Raw genomic sequence first — 20,436 nt, 5'->3', positions numbered from 1 at the left:
CATCAAAACATTCGTTGGCAAAATTGTTTACACGCTAGGCGAAACGCCTTTTAAAACAATTGATACCAATTGGAATACACAATTGTTAGCCGCTAAGCCTGTTGTTACCTGCCTGTTTGACTATAATGCGAGTCCAAATTAAACACGGCGAATTTGTTATGACTGCTCTGCCCATCGATAGTGTTAAATCACAATTTGAAACAAAAATTTTACATTCTCATTTGGTGGTAGAGGCAGAAACCGGCTCAGGAAAGTCAACGCGTTTGCCATTGTGGGCGTCAGAACATGGCCGGGTGTTGGTGATAGAACCGCGCCGCATCGTCTGCACGTCATTGGCGCAATACCTAGCGCAGCAGTCGGGTTCAGCGCTCGGTGTACAGGTCGGCTACGCGATAAAACTCAAAGCGGTTTTTGAAAAGAATACACCGATTGTGTTTGTCACACCGGGCGTGGCGCTGCGCTGGTTTGCCGAGGACGGTCTAAAATCGTTTGATATTGTTTTGATTGACGAATTTCATGAACGCCGCTGGGATATGGACTTACTCACCGCGATGCTGAAAGTGCGTGGCGAGCATCGTTTGATCGTCACGTCGGCGACCATGGCGGGAGATCGCTTGGTCAGCTATCTTGCCGCTCACCGCATCGTCTCTCACGGGCGCTGCTTTCCGGTTGAAGTGCAGCATCTGGCGCAAGAGAGCAGGCAACTGCCGCAGAAGAAATTTCTAGAACGCTCAGTGGTTGAGACCATCGGCAATGAACTGACGCGAGGCGGGGAAGATATTTTAGTGTTTTTGCCCGGGCGAAAAGAGATAGCGCAAGTGGCGCAGGCGCTAAGAGCCTTCACTGACATCATGGTGGTGACGCTGCATGCCAGTGTGAGTGACGAAGAAAGACAGCGAGCATTAACGGTCCAGCCGCTGCGAAAAGTGGTTCTTGCCACCAATGTGGCTGAAACCTCGCTGACCATTCCTAACATCACCTGCGTGATCGATTCCGGTTTAGAGCGGCGTAACGTGCAACGCAACGGACGAACTGCACTGGTGTTAAGCACTATCTCCAAAGCCAGTGCGGCGCAGCGAGCGGGGCGCGCAGGCCGAGTGATGGCCGGTCGCTGCGTCAGACTGTTTGGTGAACATGCGCCGATGGAACTTGCTACACCACCTGAACTGCAACGTGAGGAACTCAGCGAGCCGATGCTCTCTGCAGCTTGTTGTGGCTATCAATTGGCTGAGTTGCCGTTTCTCGACCCGTTGCCGGAAAAATCGCTTGGTCAGGCCAGCGAAGTACTGCGTACCATGCAAGCCATCGATCAACTCGGGCGTGTGACAGATCACGGCAGACTACTCAACCCACTGCCAATTGACACACTGTACGCCGACCTTGTCACGCGCATGCCCAGCAAAGCGCTTAAAGAGGCGATGATTGACCTTGCCGCGGCGCTCTCGGTGCCCGCTAACTTATATCAGCTCGCTGGTGGCGAACAAGCGCAAGAGCTCGATGTTGCTGAACCGAACTTGTGCGATGTCACGTTATTGATTGGCCTAGTTCGTGGCAAACGCTATCCCGGCGTCAACATCGATGAGCAAGCTCTGACAGAGGCGATGGGGCTGGCAGAGCAAATGCGCGCGCTGTTTGAGCTACCAGAACTGGAGGTGGCGTCGCGCTATCATCGGGAAGCGCTGGCAAAAGCAATCGCCACGTTACACCCGGAGCTGCTGTTTGTTCGCCGCGCCAAAAGGCAGGAGGCGCTTGGTAACGGCCAGATGGAGATGCTGGTGGGCAAACAGAGCCGCTTTGCGGACAAGGCGCAAGCGGCGGTGGTGCTAGATAGCCACTCTCTGCCTGGTCGAGGCGTTAAGCAGACGCTCAATCTCGCTTCGGTAATGATGCCCGTGGCGCTAACCTTGGTTGATGAGCTCGATCTAGGGGAGTGGCGTCAGGCCGAAAGCCGCTTACAGAGCGAGCAAGGCCAAGTGTTGATGGAGCGAATATTCGCCGGACGCGTTGTCGCCAGTAAGCTGGTGCAGCCGCAAGGTGAAAGTGCGATTCAAGCGATTGTCGCGCAGGTGAAGTCGGGTCAACTGTTGGACGGATTTTATACCGAGCGCCACCAACAAATTGAACATTGGAAACTTTTTTGTGCATTAGGCCTGAATGACAATAATTCAGTTCACAGTAAAGAAGTGAGTTTTGATGTTTGGTTTGCCGAGCAGTTAGATACATTGGGGGTGAATACGCTAGAAGAGATGGCGCTGTTTGACGCCGCCGACTTTCCTTTTGCCGGCATTCCAGACTGGCAATACGCCGATTTTGCACAGCAGTATCCATTATCGTTGACCTTATCGGATCTGCAATTGCAGGTGGAGTATTTCCCGGCGCGTAAGCTGGTGCAAGTGGTCCACTGTGGCGGCAATCGCAAAGAAGATCCGAAACGTTGGGAGTTGCCGCGCTTTTCAGGTTGGAAAGTCCAGTATCGTAAAGCGAGCCGTATTGTCGATGTGCGTTAGCCATAGGTAAATGGGAATAAAATTTGCTTTCTCAAACGATGAGTGTTTACATTTGCCGCTTATCCTCTTGATACGGCAGCCATTTGCCTAAAAAAATGAAGATGAATATGAAGTTTAACGCACTATGGTTTCTTTTAGCGCTGCCTTGTTTCGCCAGTGGCAAAAGCTTAGTTAATATCTCGAGCTACGAAGACAACTACGCGCTCGGCACCTACACCACCGATGTGAATCAAGAAGAATACGCAGGTACCGATCTAGAAGATCTGCAAAACTTCGAGGTCAAATATCAATTGTCCGTGGCAGTGCCTATCTATCGCTTTAGCAAAAGCACCGCGATTGTCGGTTCTTACACGCAAAAGTCGCTGTGGCAGTTAGCTAACTCCAGTATCTCTTCCCCGTTTCGTGAGACCAATTACAAACCACAACTGTTTATTGCTCACCAAAGCAACTTACTGCTTTTCAATCACTTGGAAGCGGGTTACAAACACGAATCCAATGGTCGTTCGGGGGACTTATCACGCAGTTGGGACCGGCTCTACTTCGCTGCGGAGCGACTGGAAGGTCCTGTAGAGTGGGGTGTGCATTTGTGGTCGGTTGTTGGCGATACGTCGGAGAATCGCAACATCGAAGATTACTATGCTCCCTACGAAGTCTGGCTGAAGTTCTATAGCGCCGCTGGCATTTTCAATACTCGCGGATTTTACAACTGGAACGACGATCGTGGTGGTGTTGAGGTTGGCTACACATTTTATTTCAATGACATAATCGGTTTCTACTTGCAGGCTTATCATGGCTATGGCGAAACGCTTATTGACTATGACCACAATCAGACACGCATTGGCCTCGGGTTTAAATTAGTCAAGTGGTAGGCTTTTTCTAGTTTTCTAGTTTTCTAGTTTTCTAGTTTTCTAGTTTTCTAGTTTCCTAGTCTGTAATTTGTTTTTAGCTTGAAATATTAATCAATCAGATGCGCATGGTTACAGAATGTGTGCTGTTATTGTTACGAATTTGCTTTTGATATTTCCTTTTTCCTTAAAATAAGGGCATAAAAGACGATTGTTTTATATCCTATTGCTATATCAAAGTAATTGTCTAATAGTGGATAGGCTGTGTTGACAGTCTGTCGGGGGATAAAATGGAAAAGAATGAAAAAACGCATGTTGAGTTTGATTACACCAGTTTTCTCGGGGCTTCTTGCAACAAAAAATGGACATTCTTAGAAGCGATGACCACCTTCGCGCCTGTGTTTAGTACGGTGTGGAAAGACAGCATTGCCGAACTTGCCAAACCAGAAGACCGCCTCTGGGATGCAGCACTAAAAGCGATGTCTTCTCGTCGTAGTGATGAATCCAATCTGGTAACTCTGCTTCGTCTCGCGAAACTGGAAGGGATTGATGAGCTTACCGTGGTGATGCCTTACGCGTTGGAACCTAGACAAATCGATTTTATTCAAAGCCGTAGCGACAGCGTGATCAACTGCTACGAGCAGGATGTTTTTACCATTCACCTCAAAGGCTTTAGCTAGAATCCTGCCAATTAGCCGCTTTTAGACGCAGCCAGTTTGATGATTTATCACTGGCTGCGTTTCTGTTTGTCTCATGTAAATGTTTCATTCATTTAGATTTTTTAATCAATCGGTAATTTACTCTATCTCTACATGTTGGATACGCGAGTGGTCGCGCGTGCAGAACCTCTAGACTATTTTTCGCTCGATACGCCGTCGATGGAAGGGATTGTCAGTTTGGTGACCAAAACGCGTTACTACCAACGATGGTAAAACCATTTCCATGAGTTAAACGCAGCGCTGCAATAAAAAAACAGCCCGCTTGGTGGCGGGCTGTTGGTACTGACGTTGTTATATTGAATTCATTTAATCGATAAGACCGTAATCACGCGCAAGGATATCAATAATCTCTTGTTTTGGATTTTCGCTTAAAGTGATTGATTGACCGGTAATTTTTTCTGCGATGCCGATGTAGGTGCGAGATACCGCCAGTAAAGCCTCTTCTGGCAGCGTGTTGTCACGAGCCAGTGCTTCGCGCTCAGGCATGCGATCTTTGTTGAGCAGAATATCAGGGTCTGGGAAGTAGTTAAGCAGAAACTGTCTGAAACCTTCTTTCGAGTTTTCGACAATTTTACCCGCTTGATACGCTTCGCTATCCCAAATCCGCGATGAATCGGGCGTGCCCACTTCGTCCATGTAAATCAGCTTTTCGTTGCCTTGCGCATCTTGCACATAACCAAACTCGAATTTGGTATCGACAAAAATTTGTCCTACTTGTGCTAGAGCATCACTGATCACCGCAAAACCTTCTTTCAGCAGCTTCTCGTAAGTGGCAATGTCGTCAGCGCTGGAAAAGTTAAATGCGGCAAAGTTGTCGGCAATATTTTGTCTGGTAATGTTCACATCATCGGCTTCAGGCACGCCAGGAATTCCTTTTAAAATCCCTTTGGTCGACGGTGTCATCAGCAGTTCGACCAGAGGTTTGTCTTTGCCTAACCCTTCTGGCAATTGAATACCGCAAAACTCGCGCTCGCCTTTTTCGTATGCGCGCCACATGGAACCTGTAATGTATTTGCGACAAATGGCTTCAATACGCACAGGCTTCGCTTTCTGCACAATCCAAACAAACGGGTGTGGGATATCAAGAATGTGGCTATCGGCCAATCCGTTCTCTTTAAACAGCCTAAACCAATGATTAGAAATGGCGTTCAATGCGGCCCCTTTACCCGGTACGCCGTTGAGCCCGTGTTCACCGTGCCAAATACAATCGAAAGCGGAGATACGATCGCTGATCACCATGATGGCTAGGGGCGCATCTGGGGCAACGTTATAGCCTTTTTCTTTTATCAGGCGGGCACTGTCTTGCTCAGTAAGCCAGTAGACAGAGCGAACTTTTCCACTGTGAACGGGTTTATCGGTACGGATGGGCAGATCGTCATTGACGGCAAGTACTTGATCAGCGAGGCTCATTTTGACATTCCTATCATAATTTCAAACGTCATGCGGAAACGAATCGGACAACAAAATCCATCAGATTCATCGATTACCGGGGCATGATACCAGAACTATTTGAACTCGCCAGAAGAAAAGCAAACGTTTGCCTTGGTTTGACGAAATTTAAAAAAGCCTTCATAAAGAAGGCCAAATGCAGGATGGATAACGTTGAACTTATTAATGATACTGAGTTGCTCTGCCTTCAACGAAAAAGACTTCACAGCCAAACTCTTTTGCCATCTCCTGCAGCAGAGATTGGTTGACTAAATCAATCTGGCTAGACGCGACAACCGCGGCAGCATTGCCAGAGCGTATCGCTTTCATCACGATTTCAATTTCAGTCAGAGAGTGGGACGGTTTCATCTGGATGACATTTTTACAGCAAATATTAGACGCAGTGAGCTGGCTAAGATCCGGACGTGGGCACTCGGAGGTAAATAAAATCCATTGATTCAGCTGAGATAAAACGGCCAATTGTTGCAACAACGGCGCTGAGGCATTCATTGGCTGAGTCGGTTGTGCCAGAACATTGAAATGTGAGTATGTACGAGTTTGACCTTGAATCTGCATTTTACTGCTCCTATATACATGCTGTATGTTTATACAGTAATTTTTCCAATGCTGTTCGTCAACCTACTTGCTCTCTTTTTCGCCACATATTGCGCGCCTGATGGTAGGGTGCTGTGTATTAACTTATTGTTTGTATGTGATATTTTCCATTCTTTGGCGTTTAGAAGAGTGTGAGGTTTTGTGATGGACTTCTCAGCGACGAGTGAAGGTTTATACAGGGGTATACTGTGCTGCTCAGTAAGGTTGTCAGGGGTACATTGCGTAATTCAAGAACAGTAGGTAAAAGAAAAGCACCTCGTAAGGTGCTTAAAGAATCCGTTCTTTTGCGTGATTTCCCGTTTTAGCAGGCTCTCGCCTGACGGTCGCGCATTTGTTGCTCACCAAGATTAAACAGACGAACGTCAATCTTGGCGATGTCGTTACACTCTTCACAAGAATGGTTGGATTTGCCATCCAGATAATCGTGACGTGTCAACAATCTTGGTCTCTTGCACCAATCGCAGGTGCCTTCAATATTAAACATGCTGCTTCTCCTCACCAGGCTTCTTGTTGTGCTGGTGTCATTTTCGAGGCGCATTATGCCATAAACTTCGTTACTGCGTTAAATATCTGTTAATAAAAAATGAGAGGGAGATCGATTGCGATCCTTTATTAACAAGGTGAAGAAGTCTATTTGGTCTAAGAAATATGGGTGCATTTACGAATCTGCAACATTTTGCAACAGAACCTTCAATGCGCCATTCAGACGCTTCATTTCTTCTTCACTGCCGCGGGCGTCAGGATGGTAGAGACGGGATAATTGGCGAAAGCGAATCTTAATAGATTTTTCGTCGGGAATGGCACTCGGCGAATAACCAAACATCGCACACGCCAGAGAGAGTTTCTGCTTTCCAGCTTGGGCCTGTACCTTTTTGTATTCATTAAAGACTTTTTCCAGCTGTCGCTTGAGCTGTTTGTTGCTATAGCGTTGTTTTTTGAGCTCGCTTTGCAGTTCAAGCTGTTGCGTTGTTTCCCGCGACACTCTTTTACGGCGAAAGTAGAACATGACGCTACTGAAGGAGAGTGCGAGAAACAAAATGGCGCTGATGGAGATCCAGTCGGTATATATAGGCGAGGGCGGAGCGGTAGTTGCAGCCGAAGTCTCTAGCCCGGAGTCTAGCGATTGCGTTTGGGTATCTAATGCCGTATCCAACTGTGAAATGGCAGAAACCTGCTTGGCGCGCATTGCATTAAATTTGATTTCTAGAATGCGATTGTAAGCGTCTTCCGCTTCGGCAGAATGTTTGGACGCAATTCCAAACCAGAACTGGGCGATATCAAGTTGTGAAAAGAGAGAGCCTTGCTCTTCAAACAGTGCCCCTAATTTGATTTGCGCGTCCAGATTACCTTGTACGGCGGCTTGCCAATACCAATTGGCAGCAAGTTTAAGATCAACTTGTGTGCCGATACCGCTTTCGTAAGCTTGGGCTAACTTGATTTGTGCGGGCTCATAGCCCAATTGTGCCGATTGCTGCAACCAATAAAAGGCATCGGCTTTGGCCGCCTCGCCTTCTTCCTTGGCCAATTCAAGTGACAATTGGTATTGCGCGTTTGGATCTCTTTGATTGGCCTGTTCGGTTAACTGTTGCACTGATTGGCCGAATGCCGAAGTGGACAAGAGAAGTCCGATAAGAATCAGAAGATTATAGCGCAAAGTCGTGCCTCTCAAATTCAGGTTCAGTGCCAAGTATAGACGGAACCTGAATTGAAATCAGCAGTAAACACGGCCGTTCATACTGTCCAGATAGCCCTATTTTAAAGGCAGGATCTGAATTTCTACTCGGCGGTTACAGGCCCGGCCTTCGGCAGTGCTATTGGTGCAAAGTGGGTAACGTTCGCCGTTTCCGCGTGCAATCGCTCGGCCAGCAGCCACTTTTTGCGAGATTAAGAAAGCACGCACAGATTCAGCGCGGCGTTCAGACAAAATTTGGTTGGATGAATCGCTGCCCGTGCTATCGGTATAACCATCAATCACCAAACTGGTGTCCGGATACTCGACCAAAACGCGTGCAACGCCTTGCAGTGTGCTGTGGATGGAAGCCTCGAGGTTGTAAGAACCTGAGCTAAAGCCGATGCCATTTTCCAAACGCAGCAGCAGTTGATTTTCTCCAACGCGCTCGACTTGAACACCCGAGTTGAGCAAGGCTTGACGTAGCGCTTTCTCTTGTTGATCAAAATAGTAGCCGACACCGCCACCGATGGCTGCACCACCTGCCGCGCCAATCAGTGCGCGTTTGCCTCGGTCATCTTTGTCGCCGGTAGCCGCGCCTGCAACGGCGCCAGCGAGAGCTCCAAGTAGGGCACCTTTGGTTGCGGAATTGGTTTCGGCTTCGCCGGTGGTTGCGTTTTGTCGTTGAGTCGCTTGGCAGCCGCTAAGGGTCAGTAGAATCGCTAAAGCAAGTGAACGGTTTTTCAAGGTTATCTCTCCGTGTGAATCGGAGGCGAACATCTGCCTCCAAGAGAGAATTATTCACAGAACTAATGTTTTAATTGTCAGTGTAAGGTTATCTTTTTTCTATTTGCTTAGCGGATTTTTGACCACCAACGGGGCGGTTAACCGACACTTTTCGGCCTTTCTTCAAACCCACTTCATAATCGGCAGTAAGATTTTTCATCGCTTCTCGCAACTGCTTCTTGAAGGTTTCGCGGTCAATGTTTTGAAACTCTTTGTCGATGTAACTGTTGATTTTGTTCGCCGACTCTTCATCGGGTGTGATTACCGGCAGTTTTTCCAAAGCGCCTTCTACCCAACCGGAAACGTAGGAATTGACCCGTCTGGTCACCTCAAGACTGGACGTGCCAGAGCCTGCGAAGCTATTGCGAAACTGTCCGGTACTTTCGTTCATCTCACGGTAAATAATGTCAAAGGCAAAGGCGGCAAAGATAGCGCGATCGGCTTCGCCAATAAACTCCAACCTCTTTAAGCCTTTATGGTTAAGCAGTACCGCTTCGACGCCGAATTTGGTATTGATTCCACGGATCACACGGAGCAAAACGGAGCTGACGTTGGCTGGCAACAGATGACTAGACTGTGTCTTGCCCATTTTGATGAACTCGATATCGTCTTTGTCTAGCCCGTATTTCATCATTAGGCGATGGGCCATTTTAATCGCATTGGCCGCTTCGTTAACGTTCGCAGAGTTACCTAGTTCAAGGCACTTGGCGATCTTCTTCAGTGCTTTTTGTTTATCCATGGAAAATGACAACAAATCCTGGTGGCTCAGAAAAGTCGCATATTTTACCCTTTTTTGTGACAAAACTAAATCCTGCATCTTTAACCAGTGTCGTGCGATAAAAAAACCGCCTCACTAGGAGGCGGCTTGAAGTTCGCTTAGCAAAACGAGTTAGATGCCCAATTCGTCCAAAAGGTCAGAGGCCATGTCCAAATCATCACTGGAGGATTGGCTTTGCTGCTTGCTGCGCATGTTAGCTTGCGTCATTTCTAAGATGTCATCTGGGTTTTCATCTTCACTCACTTCAAAATCTTCTAACTGGATGAACTCTGTTTTATCCATTGCTAACTCAAGATAGAAAATGTTGTTGTTTTCGGTCGAGAAAGTAACGCGACGCGCTTGAGGACGGTCGAGGTTAGTATCCACCGACAGCAAAACCTGCTTGTTCAAAGAAAGCATTTTAGGCTGGTTTTGTGTGATATTGGTTTGCAACTCTTTGCGGATTTTGTTGGTAAAGTCACCAACCAGTTGGTTCATCAGTTCACCGAGCACATCGCCCACTTCGTCGGACGTGTGTAACACAGCAAGTTCTTCCTCTGGCATGCCCATACTGCGCATGTAGTTGGTGTAGATTTCTAACGCCGCTTTTGCGGTAAAATTGATGACAACTAATCCAGTAAAACCGCCATCAAAGAGTACGAAACAGCCAAAATCAGGTTTTAAGCTGGTTTTGTTGATTTTCTGCACCATGGCAGAGTAGTTGATTTGTGATGAGGTGGCGGAAGTTAATACGCCAGAAACGGATTGGCACAGTTTTAACAGGATGTCTTCAGTCGTAACGACTTTATTTTTTTTCATTATCAATGCTCTGTGTGTGTTCTTTACAATGTCTCTTGTAATGAATTTAGGTTTTAATCTGCAGAAAAGAAAGCAACTCTTCCATTTTTGCATTGAGATTCTGATTTGATCACCTTTTTAAATGTTGTAAAGTGACGAAATTCAAAGATTATTTTCAAACTCAAAAATATTAACCCGCAACTGATTGGATCAGTGTTGTAGGGGCAGGAAGCAAATGTTACCAAAACTTAACTCGCAATCGGATGTCGATCCTGTTGTGCTGAGCTTTCTCAAAGAGCTTAAGCAGGCTGGTTTTAGCGGCGACATCGAATCCCAATATTCCAGCCGTCTCGCGGTCGCCACAGATAACAGTGTTTATCAGCAGCTTCCTCAGGCGGTTGTTCATCCTAAAACTACCCAAGATGTGGCTTTGATTGGCAAACTGATTCAAAAGCCTATTTATGAACGAGTTACCTTCTCTCCGCGCGGCGGTGGTACCGGAACCAATGGCCAGTCGCTGACCAAAGGCATTGTGGTGGACTTGTCGCGGCACATGAATAAAGTGCTGGAGATCAATGAAAAGGAAGGATGGGTTCGCGTTCAGGCAGGGGTGATCAAAGATCAACTCAATGATGCAGTGAAGCCCTACGGCTATTTTTTCTCTCCTGACCTCTCGACCAGCAACCGTGCGACGCTGGGCGGAATGATCAACACTGACGCTTCTGGCCAAGGCTCGTTGAAATACGGCAAAACCTCTGACCATGTAATCTCATTGCAAGCGGTATTTGCTGATGGTTCCATCCTTGAAACCGATCTCTCACATGGTTTGCCGCAAGAAGGCGAATACGCCCACAAAGCGCTTCAAGTGACGGAAGCCGTTTGCCGGGAAAAACGTCAGCAAATTGTGGATAAATTTCCGCCGCTTAACCGTTTTCTTACCGGTTACGATCTGAAAAACGCCATTGACGATGAGAGTGGCGAGTTTAATTTTACTCGTGTCTTGTGTGGCGCCGAAGGCTCGTTGGCCTTTATCACAGAAGCGACGCTCAACCTCACGCCAATTCCCAAAGCGCGTACTTTAGTCAACGTGAAGTACAACAGTTTTGATGCCGCGCTGCGTAATGCCCCATTCATGGTGGAAGCCAAAGCGCTCTCCGTGGAAACCGTCGACTCCAAAGTGTTGAACCTGGCCAAGCAGGACATCGTTTGGCATACCGTGAGCGACTTAATCACCGATGTGCCGGGGCAAGAGATGTTGGGCATCAACATGGTTGAGTATGCCGGGCAAAATCCGCAAGAAGTCAACGAGCAGGTAAACGCATTGATCGTTCGTTTAGATGAGATGTTGGCAAACGGCGAAGCGGGCATTATTGGCTACCAAGTGTGCGATGATCTGGCCAGTATTGGCCGAATTTACAATATGCGCAAAAAAGCGGTGGGCTTGCTTGGAGCAGCGAAAGGGCGCGCTAAACCTGTTGCTTTTACGGAAGACACCTGTGTGCCACCGGAAAACCTCGCCGACTTTATTGCCGAGTTTCGCCAACTGCTCGATAGCAAACAGCTAGATTATGGCATGTTTGGTCACGTTGATGCCGGAGTGCTGCACGTACGTCCAGCGCTGGATTTGTGTGACCCTCAGCAAGAGCTGCTGATGAAGCAGATATCCGATGAAGTGGTCAAGTTGGTGTCTAAGTACGGCGGTTTGATGTGGGGCGAACACGGCAAAGGTTTCCGGTCCGAATACGGCCCAGAGTTCTTTGGTGACGAGCTGTTTACCGAGCTCAGACGCATCAAGTCGGCGTTTGACCCGCATAACAAAATGAATCCGGGTAAAATCTGTACGCCGCTTGAAAGTGACGAACCTCTGGTGAAAGTGTCCGATACCAAACGGGGTTATTACGATCGGCAAATTGACGTCAAGGTGCGAGACAGCTTTAAACAGGCAATGGAATGTAACGGTAACGGTTTGTGCTTTAACTACGACACCAGCTCGCCGATGTGCCCTTCCATGAAGGTCACCGCCGATCGTCGCCACTCGCCTAAAGGGCGTGCGGGCTTAGTGCGTGAATGGCTACGCCAGTTGACGGAACAAGGCATTGATATTCTTGATTTGGAACAGCAGCTTGTCGCCGGCTCGCCCACGGTGAAAAGTTTATTGGATAGAGTGAGAAACTCGATCAATAAGCGTCATGAGTATGATTTTTCGCACGAAGTGTACGAAGCGATGAACGGCTGTTTAGCGTGTAAAGCGTGTGCCAGCCAATGTCCGATCAAAGTCGACGTGCCGAGTTTTCGCTCGCGATTCCTCAATATTTACCACAGTCGTTATCAACGCCCAGCGAAAGATTATCTGGTTGCCAACATAGAGAGTTTATTGCCGCTGATGGGCAAAGCGCCCAAGTTGGTCAACGGTGTCATTTCTCAGCCTTGGGTGCAAAGCCTGACGGAAAAAACCGTTGGTTACGTCGATACGCCGCTGCTATCTGTGCCGACGCTGAAACAGAGACTCACCACGTTGAAGCGCTTTGATCTGCAAGCGCTCAATGCCTTGTCTTCTGAGGAAAAAGGCAATCATGTGCTGATTGTGCAAGATCCCTTTACCAGCTATTACGATGCACAAGTGGTGGAAGATTTTGCCAGCTTGGCCATCAAGCTGGGTAAAACGCCAGTGTTGTTGCCCTTTAAGCCCAATGGCAAAGCGCAGCACATCAAAGGATTCTTGAAACGTTTTGCGGCGACGGCGGCAGATACCGCCAAATTCCTTACTATGGTGGCCGATCTCGGTATTCCTATGGTTGGTGTCGATCCCGCACTGGTGCTCTGTTACCGTGATGAGTACAACGAAATTCTGGCCGATAAACGCGGCGAGTTCCAAGTGCTTACCGCGCACGAGTGGTTGTTGCCGCGCCTAAAAGAGTTTTCTTTCACCGCCGAAGATAGCCAGCCTTGGTATCTGTTTGCCCATTGCACGGAGAAAACCAAGCTGCCAAATGCGGAAAAAGAGTGGGGTGCTATCTTTAGCCACTTTGGCGCTGTGCTGCAGACGGTTCCGGTGGGCTGCTGCGGTATGGCGGGAACCTTTGGCCATGAAAGTGACAAACTGCAGATGTCGAAAGATATCTATGCGCTGAGCTGGAAGCCGAGCCTAGAGCAACTGCCCAAAGAACGTTGCTTGATTACTGGTTATTCATGCCGTAGCCAAGTAAAACGTTTTGAAGGCACGAAGCAGATGCATCCGATTCAAGCTCTACTCAGCATTCTGTAATACCTCAACCCGGCGCTCAGCCGGGTTATTTTTTGGAGAAGTTATGCGTAAGTTAGAGCTCAAAATTCCCCCAGTGGCGGTATTCTTGCTGATGTGCACAGGCATGTTCGCCGTTGACCTGTGGCTGGCCGAACCTTTGTTTCGCTTAACGTTTCCCCGTGTGAGCGCCTTGCTGCCGTTCGGACTTTCCGCTGTCGTCGGTATTGCGGGCGTGAGAGAGTTTCGTAAGGCAAAAACGACAGTCAATCCGGTCAAACCGGAGACGGCCTCAACCGTGGTAGCGAGTGGCATTTTTGCTTACAGCCGCAACCCGATGTATTTGGCGTTGTTGCTGCTGTTACCCGCGTATGCTTGCTGGTTGCAGAATGTCATCACTTTCGCGTTTGCTCCTTTGTTTGTGTTGTATATGAATCGCTTTCAGATCCAGCCGGAAGAACGTGCGCTAGAAAAGCGGTTTGGTTCGGCTTATTTACAATATAAACAAAAAGTTAGACGCTGGATTTGATGGTCAATGTAAAAAACAACGGAGTAAATCGTCAGCCAAAAAAGAGCAAGGGGCCAAATGGCCCCTTTTTATCATTTCGCTTGGTTAAGCCGCCGCGGCAAAACGTTGCAAGAATTCTTCTTTACGCAAATGAAAACGATTGACTAAATCGTCCACCGCTTCTTGGTCGTACGGCTTTAAGCCGCTGGCGACCATTCGTTTGATGCCATGGCCAACCACTTCACCTTCTTCTTTAAACGCAAAGTTCATGGTGACTACGCCACGTTTGCCATCGACGTTAAATGTTGCGCCAGTAAACTCCACTTCAGGGTGGGTCAGGTCGAGACGGCTAAATTCCACTTCCATGCTCTCGTAAATGACCAAAGGGCGTTGGCAGTTGATCATCATCTGCTGCTCTTCCATCAACGGCACCATGATGTGCGGGAAGTTCATTCCAGAGAATTGAACGTAGTTGGTGACCACATGCTCGATAAATTCGGGATTGTGATTCACTTGGCCTTCACGCTGCATATGCAAATACTCTTTGCCTGCGGCATCGACTACTGCGCTCTCTTTCTCACACTTATTTTCAATGTGCAGTGCAACGCCATCGCTGACCATCCCAGAGAAGTCGAAACGCATTTTCTGGCTCACGCCTTCTTTACGCAGGAGCACGGCAAAAAGCAGATCGCCGGGTACGCAAAAGCGCTTGCTGTCTTCATCGTGGATAGGGTTGAAATCACCGGCGACCTTTTTGGCAAAGTGGCTTGCCTGTTCGCGGGTAAACTGGAATTGTTGTTGGTTGCTTGAAAAATAAGGTGCTAGAAACATATTTCATCTGACATAACTTAAACTGCCGTGGATTATATGCCAACTTTGAGAGGTCAATGGTCCATCCAGTGTCAAGATTGGGATGTGCTCACGGATTTATATGCAAAAGATGAATTAAGCAGGTGAAAAGCCGAGAGAATCGCAACTCTCTCGGCTTTTTTCGCTTAGATGACGCTCGGTAATAGCGCTTCAGGCATCAGTTGGTTGTGTACCGCCAGTGCGAGTAACGCATTGGCTTTTTCGATATCTGGCGCAAAGTAGCGGTCTTTATCGTAGAAAGCGACTTTTTCACGCAACATCTGTTTGGCTTGCTCAATACGTGGTGAGGATTTGTGCGGCGCACGGAAATCCAACCCTTGTGCAGCGGAGAGATACTCAACCGCAAGAATGCCGCGCGTATTTTCGCCCATTTCACGCAGTCTGCGCCCCGCAAAGGTTGCCATCGACACATGATCTTCCTGATTTGCCGAAGTCGGTAAACTGTCGACAGACGCAGGATGGGCCAAGGTTTTGTTCTCACTGGCCAGCGCGGCTGAAGTGACCTGAGCGATCATAAAACCTGAATTCACGCCGCCGTTATCTACCAAGAAAGGAGGCAGTTTCGACAACGCGCTGTCGATCAGCAGTGCCATACGCCGCTCTGACAGACTGCCGATCTCAGCAATCGCTAAGGCGAGGTTATCCGCGGCCATTGCCACCGGTTCTGCGTGGAAGTTCCCACCAGAGATGATGTCATTGTCTTCGGCAAACACCAGCGGGTTATCCGATACAGAGTTCGCTTCAACCAGCAATATCTCGGCTGAGTTGCGGATCTGTTGCAAACACGCACCCATCACTTGTGGCTGGCAACGCAGCGAGTACGGGTCTTGCACCTTTTCGCAGTTGCTGTGGGAATCGCCAATTTCGCTGTTGTTCTCCAGCAAGTGACGATACGCCGTTGCGGAATCCATTTGGCTGCGATGACCCCGAACGCGGTGAATGCGCGGGTCAAACGGACGACGGCTGCCCAGCGCTGCTTCCACCGACATGGCGCCGCACACGGTGGCCGAGGCAAATAGGTCTTCCGCAATAAACAGACCTTCCAGTGCAAAGGCGGTAGACGCCTGTGTGCCGTTCAAAAGCGCCAAGCCCTCTTTTGGTGCCAGCGTAATTGGCTCAAGCCCGGCGATTTTCAACGCTTCCAGCCCTGAAATGATTTCGCCGTTATGACGCGCTTGACCTTCACCGAGCAAAACCGTGCTCATGTGGGCCAGTGGCGCGAGATCGCCAGAAGCGCCAACCGAGCCTTTTTGTGGCACGCAAGGGTAGACTTTGGCATTCACCAGATCGATCAGCATGTTGATCACTTTCAAACGAATGCCGGAGAAGCCGCGAGCCAAGCTGTTGATTTTCAAAACCATCATCAAACGGACGGTTTCATCCGCCATCAACTGACCGATCCCCGCAGCATGCGAAAGCACAATGCTGCGTTGCAGTGTCTCAAGATCTTCTGGCGCGATACGCGTATTGGCCAGTAAACCAAAACCAGTGTTGATGCCGTAAACGGTGCGATTTTCCGCAATAACACGATCCACCACTCGAGTGCTTTCCTCAATCGCTGGAATCGCCGATGTATCCAAGGACAATTTGAGAGGGGAGCGGCTTACTTTGCGCAGTTCATTGAGGCTCAAGTGGCCTGGGTTAAGCGTAAAATTAAACATGTCGATTTTCCTTACTTCAACTTGCGCAATTCTTCGTTAAGCATGGGCAGATCAAGCCCTTGCTCGGCAGCACATTTTTTGGCGATGTCGTAACCGGCATCGGCATGGCGCATCACACCAGTGGCTGGGTCATTGTGCAGCACGCGAGCAATACGCGCAGACGCATCATCGCTACCATCACAGCAGATCACCATACCGGAGTGTTGTGAGAAGCCCATTCCCACGCCGCCACCGTGATGCAGCGAAACCCAAGTCGCGCCGCCCGCAGTGTTCAGCAGGGCATTGAGCAGTGGCCAATCAGAAACCGCGTCTGATCCATCCATCATGCCTTCTGTTTCACGGTTCGGACTGGCGACAGAACCCGAGTCGAGATGGTCGCGACCAATCACAATCGGTGCTTTTAATTCACCATTTTTAACCATTTCGTTGAACGCTTGACCCAAACGTTCGCGATCTTTCAAGCCGACCCAGCAGATCCGTGCTGGTAAGCCTTGGAACTGAATGCGCTCACGTGCCATGTCGAGCCAGTTGTGCAGATGAGGGTTATCTGGGATCAGTTCTTTGACTTTTTGATCGGTTTTGTAAATATCTTCCGGATCACCAGAAAGGGCCGCCCAGCGGAATGGACCAATTCCTTCACAGAAAAGCGGACGAATATACGCGGGTACAAAGCCCGGAAAATCAAAGGCGTTTTCTACCCCTTCTTCCAACGCCATTTGACGAATGTTATTGCCGTAGTCGAGCGTCGCAGCGCCGCGAGCTTGCAGATCGAGCATGGCGCGGACTTGAACCGCCATCGACTGTTTTGCTGCTTTGACAACCGCAGCTTCATCTTGCAGACGCATTTCGGCGGCGTGTGCCATGCTCCAACCTTGCGGAAGATAACCGTTAAGCGGATCGTGCGCCGAAGTTTGGTCGGTGACCACATCTGGGGTGATGTTGCGCTCAACCAGCTCAGCGAAGAGGTCGGCGGCGTTACCCAGCAAGCCAACCGAAATCGGTTTATCGGTTTCTTTGATCATCGCCAAGGCTTCGTCAAGCGACGTGGCTTTTTTGTCTACGTAACCAGTGCGTAGGCGGTAGTCGATGCGTGATTCGTCACACTCAACCGCAATCATAGAAAAGCCAGCCATTGTCGCTGCCAGAGGCTGCGCGCCTCCCATGCCACCAAGGCCACCAGTTAGAACCCAGCGCCCTTTGGCATCACCTGAAAAATGCTTCTTCGCCACGGCAACAAACGTTTCGTAGGTGCCTTGCACTATGCCTTGTGAGCCGATGTAAATCCAACTGCCGGCCGTCATCTGGCCGTACATCATCAAACCTTTTTTATCGAGCTCGTTGAAGTGCTCCCAGTTAGCCCAATGTGGCACCAAGTTTGAGTTGGCAATCAGAACGCGTGGTGCGTTTTTGTGGGTGGGGAAAACGCCCACAGGCTTACCCGATTGCACCACCAGCGTTTGGTCTTCTTCCAAGCGCTCCAGCACTTCAACAATTTTATCGAAACATTCCCAGTTACGAGCGGCTCGGCCAATGCCGCCATAGACCACCAGTGCGTGTGGGTGCTCGGCCACATCAGGGTCGAGGTTGTTCATCAGCATGCGAAGTGGCGCTTCAGTGAGCCAGGATTTGGCACGCAGAGTCGTACCGTGTGGGGCGCGAATGGTTCTGCTGGTGTCAAGGCGAGGATCGTGTCTTTGTGTCATGTGAAGACTCCTTTAATTTCACGAATTGGCAGGCTCATTGGCCGACCTGATAGTTGTTTTAAGTCGCCTGAACGCTGGCGCTGTTCAGGCCGAGTTCGGTCTAAAACTTGTTATTCATTGCGTTGGCGATGTCCCAGCACAATCTGGCGGCCAAACGGGCGGTTTGGCTGTCTATATCATAGGTTGGGTTGTATTCCGCGATGTCTGCCAGCATCAGCTTGGGATAATGGCTGAGAATGCGTTCAAGAAACGGAGCCAAGTAGTCATAGCTCACGCCTCTGGCGGCTGGCGCACTGACGCCCGGTGCGGTTGCTGCCGGGAAAACATCGAGGTCGATGGTTAAGTAGAGGTAATCACAACCATCGATGAAGTGCTGCAGTTCTGTCAGGTGATAGTCGAGATTGAGTACCCCGAGATCTTTATCTTCCACATACCAAACATTGAGTTGATCCGCGCGTTCAAAGAGCGCTTTGGTATTGCTCGCACGGCTTACCCCAAGGCACGCGTAATGGAAATCCCATCCCGACTGCTGGCAAAAGTGCTGGATCTGATTAAATGGTGTGCCTGAGCTTGGCTTAACTTCAGCCTGTTGGCTGTGAAACGCGCGCAGGTCGAAATGTGCGTCGAAGTTGATGATGCCAATTTTGGGCTTACTCTGCGGCTGATGATTTTGCAGATAACCCGCTAAGCCTTGGAATGAAGCCCACGCGACTTCATGTCCGCCGCCTAGGATAATGACCGGGCAGTGGGCGAGCGCTTGACTGATAACCTCTGCACATTGCTGCTGACTGCTTTCGAGTTGGTCATCCTCACACACCACAGTGCCGAGGTCGTAGAGCGGCGCATCGCTGTGCCAAGCCAGATTGGCTAACGCACGGCGGATCAAATCGGGGGATTTTTTCGCCCCGATACGACCCTTGTTACGCGCCACACCCGCATCGCAGGCGAAACCCAGCAGGGCAACGGCACGTGAAAGCGGGTCGATGGCAGCATAATCGACATGACGAATGACATGATGGACGCGTTTACCCAGCGCACCATCCTCGGCATCGTGTCGGCCTTGCCAAGGAAACTCGTTGGTGAGATTAAGCGGACTTTTCATCACAACACTCCTTTGTGCTGTTGGTAATCGCCATCAACCACGCGGGCATGCAGGCGTTTTGCACCGACTTGATAACTTAGATCAGCGGGGTGCTCGATATCCCAAATCGCCAGATCGGCTTCCAAACCAAGACCGATTTGCCCACGTTTTCCTTGATAGCCTAGCGCTTGCGCCGCATGTTGAGTGACGCCGCGCAGCGCCTCTTGTGGCGTGAGTCTGAACAGCGTGCACGCCATGTTCATCATCAAGGTCAAATCGGCAAAAGGGGAAGTGCCTGGGTTGACGTCGGTGGCAATTGCCATGGGTACTTGATGCTGGCGCAAGAGATCAATCGGCGGCTGTTGCTGTTCACGTAAGAAATAGAAAGCGCCGGGCAGCAGTGTGGCGACTGTGGATGAAGCGGCTAACGCGACAACGCCTGCTTCATCTAGGTATTCAATATGATCGGCGGACAGCCCTTGGTACTTGGCAGTTAATGCACTACCACCAAGGTTAGATAACTGTTCGGTGTGGCCTTTGATGTGCAGACCATGCTCAAGGGCGCAGCGAAACACCTTCTCCGTTTGCGCGAGGTTAAAGCCGATCGACTCACAAAACACATCCACACTCGAAGCCAGTTGCTCTTGTGCAACCGTTGGAATGATCTCTTGGCAAATGAACTCGATATACTCATCCGCTCTGCCAGCGTATTCGGGAGGAAGGGCGTGCGCGGCCAAGAGAGTCGTCGTGACCTTAATTTTTCGGTGACGTTGTAACTCCTTCGCGGCTCGCAGCATTTTGATCTCTTCAGCCAAGGTCAGCCCATAGCCCGATTTTACTTCTACGGATGTGACACCGCTGGCAAGCAGCCCATCCAATCTTGGTAGACTTTGCTCAATCAAGGTGTCGATGCTCGCCAAACGTGTGGCTTGTACCGTAGAAAGGATTCCGCCGCCTTGCTGGGCGATCTGCTGATATGGCACCCCGTTTAGGCGCATCTCAAATTCATTCGCGCGATTTCCGGCGTATACAAGATGGGTGTGGCAGTCAATCAGGCCGGGAGTGACAAGACGGCTTTCCAGATTGATACGTTGGCTTGCATGGAGCTCAGTGGTGTCCGCACCCACATACGCGATCAACCCATCTTGAATACCAATGGTGAGCGGGTCAGTCGGATGGTAACCCGTATCTCCGTCAAGCATGGTGACGAGGCGAGCATTGGTGAGCAGCAGATCCATGATGTCATCC

17 protein-coding genes are annotated in these 20,436 nt (G+C 49.6%); 5 read left to right on the top strand and 12 right to left on the bottom strand.

The features are described from left to right. The first annotated feature begins 158 nt into the window (after positions 1-158). The 3 genes from I3X05_RS10290 to I3X05_RS10280 all read left to right on the top strand — a co-directional run bounded on the left by I3X05_RS10290 (position 159) and on the right by I3X05_RS10280 (position 4,032). Positions 159-2,507 (top strand): helicase-related protein, encoded by a 2,349-nt coding sequence (locus I3X05_RS10290; RefSeq protein ID WP_337970695.1) that lies wholly within the window; start codon positions 159-161, stop codon positions 2,505-2,507. Between the two features lie 107 nt (positions 2,508-2,614). Further along, positions 2,615-3,376 (top strand): phospholipase A, encoded by a 762-nt coding sequence (locus tag I3X05_RS10285; protein ID WP_193251880.1) that lies wholly within the window; start codon positions 2,615-2,617, stop codon positions 3,374-3,376. A gap of 266 nt (positions 3,377-3,642) precedes the next feature. Continuing rightward, positions 3,643-4,032, top strand: coding sequence for a hypothetical protein (locus I3X05_RS10280; RefSeq protein ID WP_045571917.1), 390 nt, complete (start codon positions 3,643-3,645; stop codon positions 4,030-4,032). A gap of 345 nt (positions 4,033-4,377) precedes the next feature. Here the strand turns inward: I3X05_RS10280 and I3X05_RS10275 are convergent, their stop codons facing one another. The 7 genes from I3X05_RS10275 to I3X05_RS10245 form a co-directional block, all read right to left on the bottom strand. Continuing rightward, positions 4,378-5,481 carry a phosphoribosylaminoimidazolesuccinocarboxamide synthase gene (locus I3X05_RS10275; protein WP_045571916.1) on the bottom strand — a complete coding sequence of 368 codons (1,104 nt, stop codon included), beginning with the start codon at positions 5,479-5,481 and terminating at the stop codon, positions 4,378-4,380. Between the two features lie 201 nt (positions 5,482-5,682). Next, complete coding sequence (locus tag I3X05_RS10270) at positions 5,683-6,075, bottom strand: SulA-like leucine-rich domain-containing protein (RefSeq protein ID WP_045571915.1); 393 nt, start codon at positions 6,073-6,075, stop codon at positions 5,683-5,685. A gap of 340 nt (positions 6,076-6,415) precedes the next feature. Next, the gene (locus I3X05_RS10265; RefSeq protein ID WP_039435389.1) at positions 6,416-6,598 is read right to left on the bottom strand and encodes a hypothetical protein; all 183 of its coding nucleotides are present in this window, start codon (positions 6,596-6,598) and stop codon (positions 6,416-6,418) included. Between the two features lie 174 nt (positions 6,599-6,772). Next, entirely contained in the window at positions 6,773-7,768 is a 996-nt protein-coding gene (locus I3X05_RS10260; protein WP_337970694.1) for a tetratricopeptide repeat protein, read from the bottom strand. A gap of 96 nt (positions 7,769-7,864) precedes the next feature. After that, positions 7,865-8,530: an OmpA family protein gene (locus I3X05_RS10255; RefSeq protein WP_337970693.1), complete on the bottom strand. Its 666-nt coding sequence runs from the start codon at positions 8,528-8,530 to the stop codon at positions 7,865-7,867. A gap of 88 nt (positions 8,531-8,618) precedes the next feature. Then, positions 8,619-9,308, bottom strand: coding sequence for a DUF2786 domain-containing protein (locus I3X05_RS10250; RefSeq protein ID WP_337970692.1), 690 nt, complete (start codon positions 9,306-9,308; stop codon positions 8,619-8,621). Positions 9,309-9,458: 150 nt separating this feature from the next. Beyond that, on the bottom strand, positions 9,459-10,145 hold the full coding sequence (locus I3X05_RS10245) for a DUF3334 family protein (RefSeq protein WP_045571912.1): 687 nt from the start codon (positions 10,143-10,145) through the stop codon (positions 9,459-9,461). Positions 10,146-10,359: 214 nt separating this feature from the next. On the opposite strand from I3X05_RS10245, the gene ydiJ reads away from it, so the two are divergent. Then, positions 10,360-13,389, top strand: coding sequence for a D-2-hydroxyglutarate dehydrogenase YdiJ (gene ydiJ, locus I3X05_RS10240; protein ID WP_045571911.1), 3,030 nt, complete (start codon positions 10,360-10,362; stop codon positions 13,387-13,389). A gap of 43 nt (positions 13,390-13,432) precedes the next feature. Further along, entirely contained in the window at positions 13,433-13,894 is a 462-nt protein-coding gene (locus I3X05_RS10235) for a methyltransferase family protein (protein WP_045571910.1), read from the top strand. Between the two features lie 84 nt (positions 13,895-13,978). On the opposite strand, the gene I3X05_RS10230 is transcribed toward I3X05_RS10235, so the two are convergent. The 5 genes from I3X05_RS10230 to hutI form a co-directional block, all read right to left on the bottom strand. Then, entirely contained in the window at positions 13,979-14,704 is a 726-nt protein-coding gene (locus I3X05_RS10230) for a DUF3581 domain-containing protein (RefSeq protein WP_045571909.1), read from the bottom strand. A gap of 164 nt (positions 14,705-14,868) precedes the next feature. Further along, the gene (gene hutH, locus I3X05_RS10225; RefSeq protein ID WP_337970691.1) at positions 14,869-16,404 is read right to left on the bottom strand and encodes a histidine ammonia-lyase; all 1,536 of its coding nucleotides are present in this window, start codon (positions 16,402-16,404) and stop codon (positions 14,869-14,871) included. Between the two features lie 11 nt (positions 16,405-16,415). Further along, positions 16,416-18,107 carry a urocanate hydratase gene (gene hutU / locus I3X05_RS10220; protein ID WP_337970690.1) on the bottom strand — a complete coding sequence of 564 codons (1,692 nt, stop codon included), beginning with the start codon at positions 18,105-18,107 and terminating at the stop codon, positions 16,416-16,418. A gap of 100 nt (positions 18,108-18,207) precedes the next feature. Next, positions 18,208-19,209 (bottom strand): formimidoylglutamase, encoded by a 1,002-nt coding sequence (gene hutG / locus I3X05_RS10215; RefSeq protein WP_337970689.1) that lies wholly within the window; start codon positions 19,207-19,209, stop codon positions 18,208-18,210. Further along, entirely contained in the window at positions 19,209-20,426 is a 1,218-nt protein-coding gene (hutI, locus tag I3X05_RS10210) for an imidazolonepropionase (protein ID WP_337970688.1), read from the bottom strand. The genes hutG and hutI overlap by 1 nt, the downstream gene beginning before the upstream one ends. Between the last annotated feature and the right edge of the window lie 10 nt (positions 20,427-20,436).

The organism is Vibrio navarrensis (genome assembly GCF_015767675.1).
Lineage (GTDB): Bacteria > Pseudomonadota > Gammaproteobacteria > Enterobacterales > Vibrionaceae > Vibrio.
This window is presented reverse-complemented; position numbering and strand designations above follow the sequence as displayed.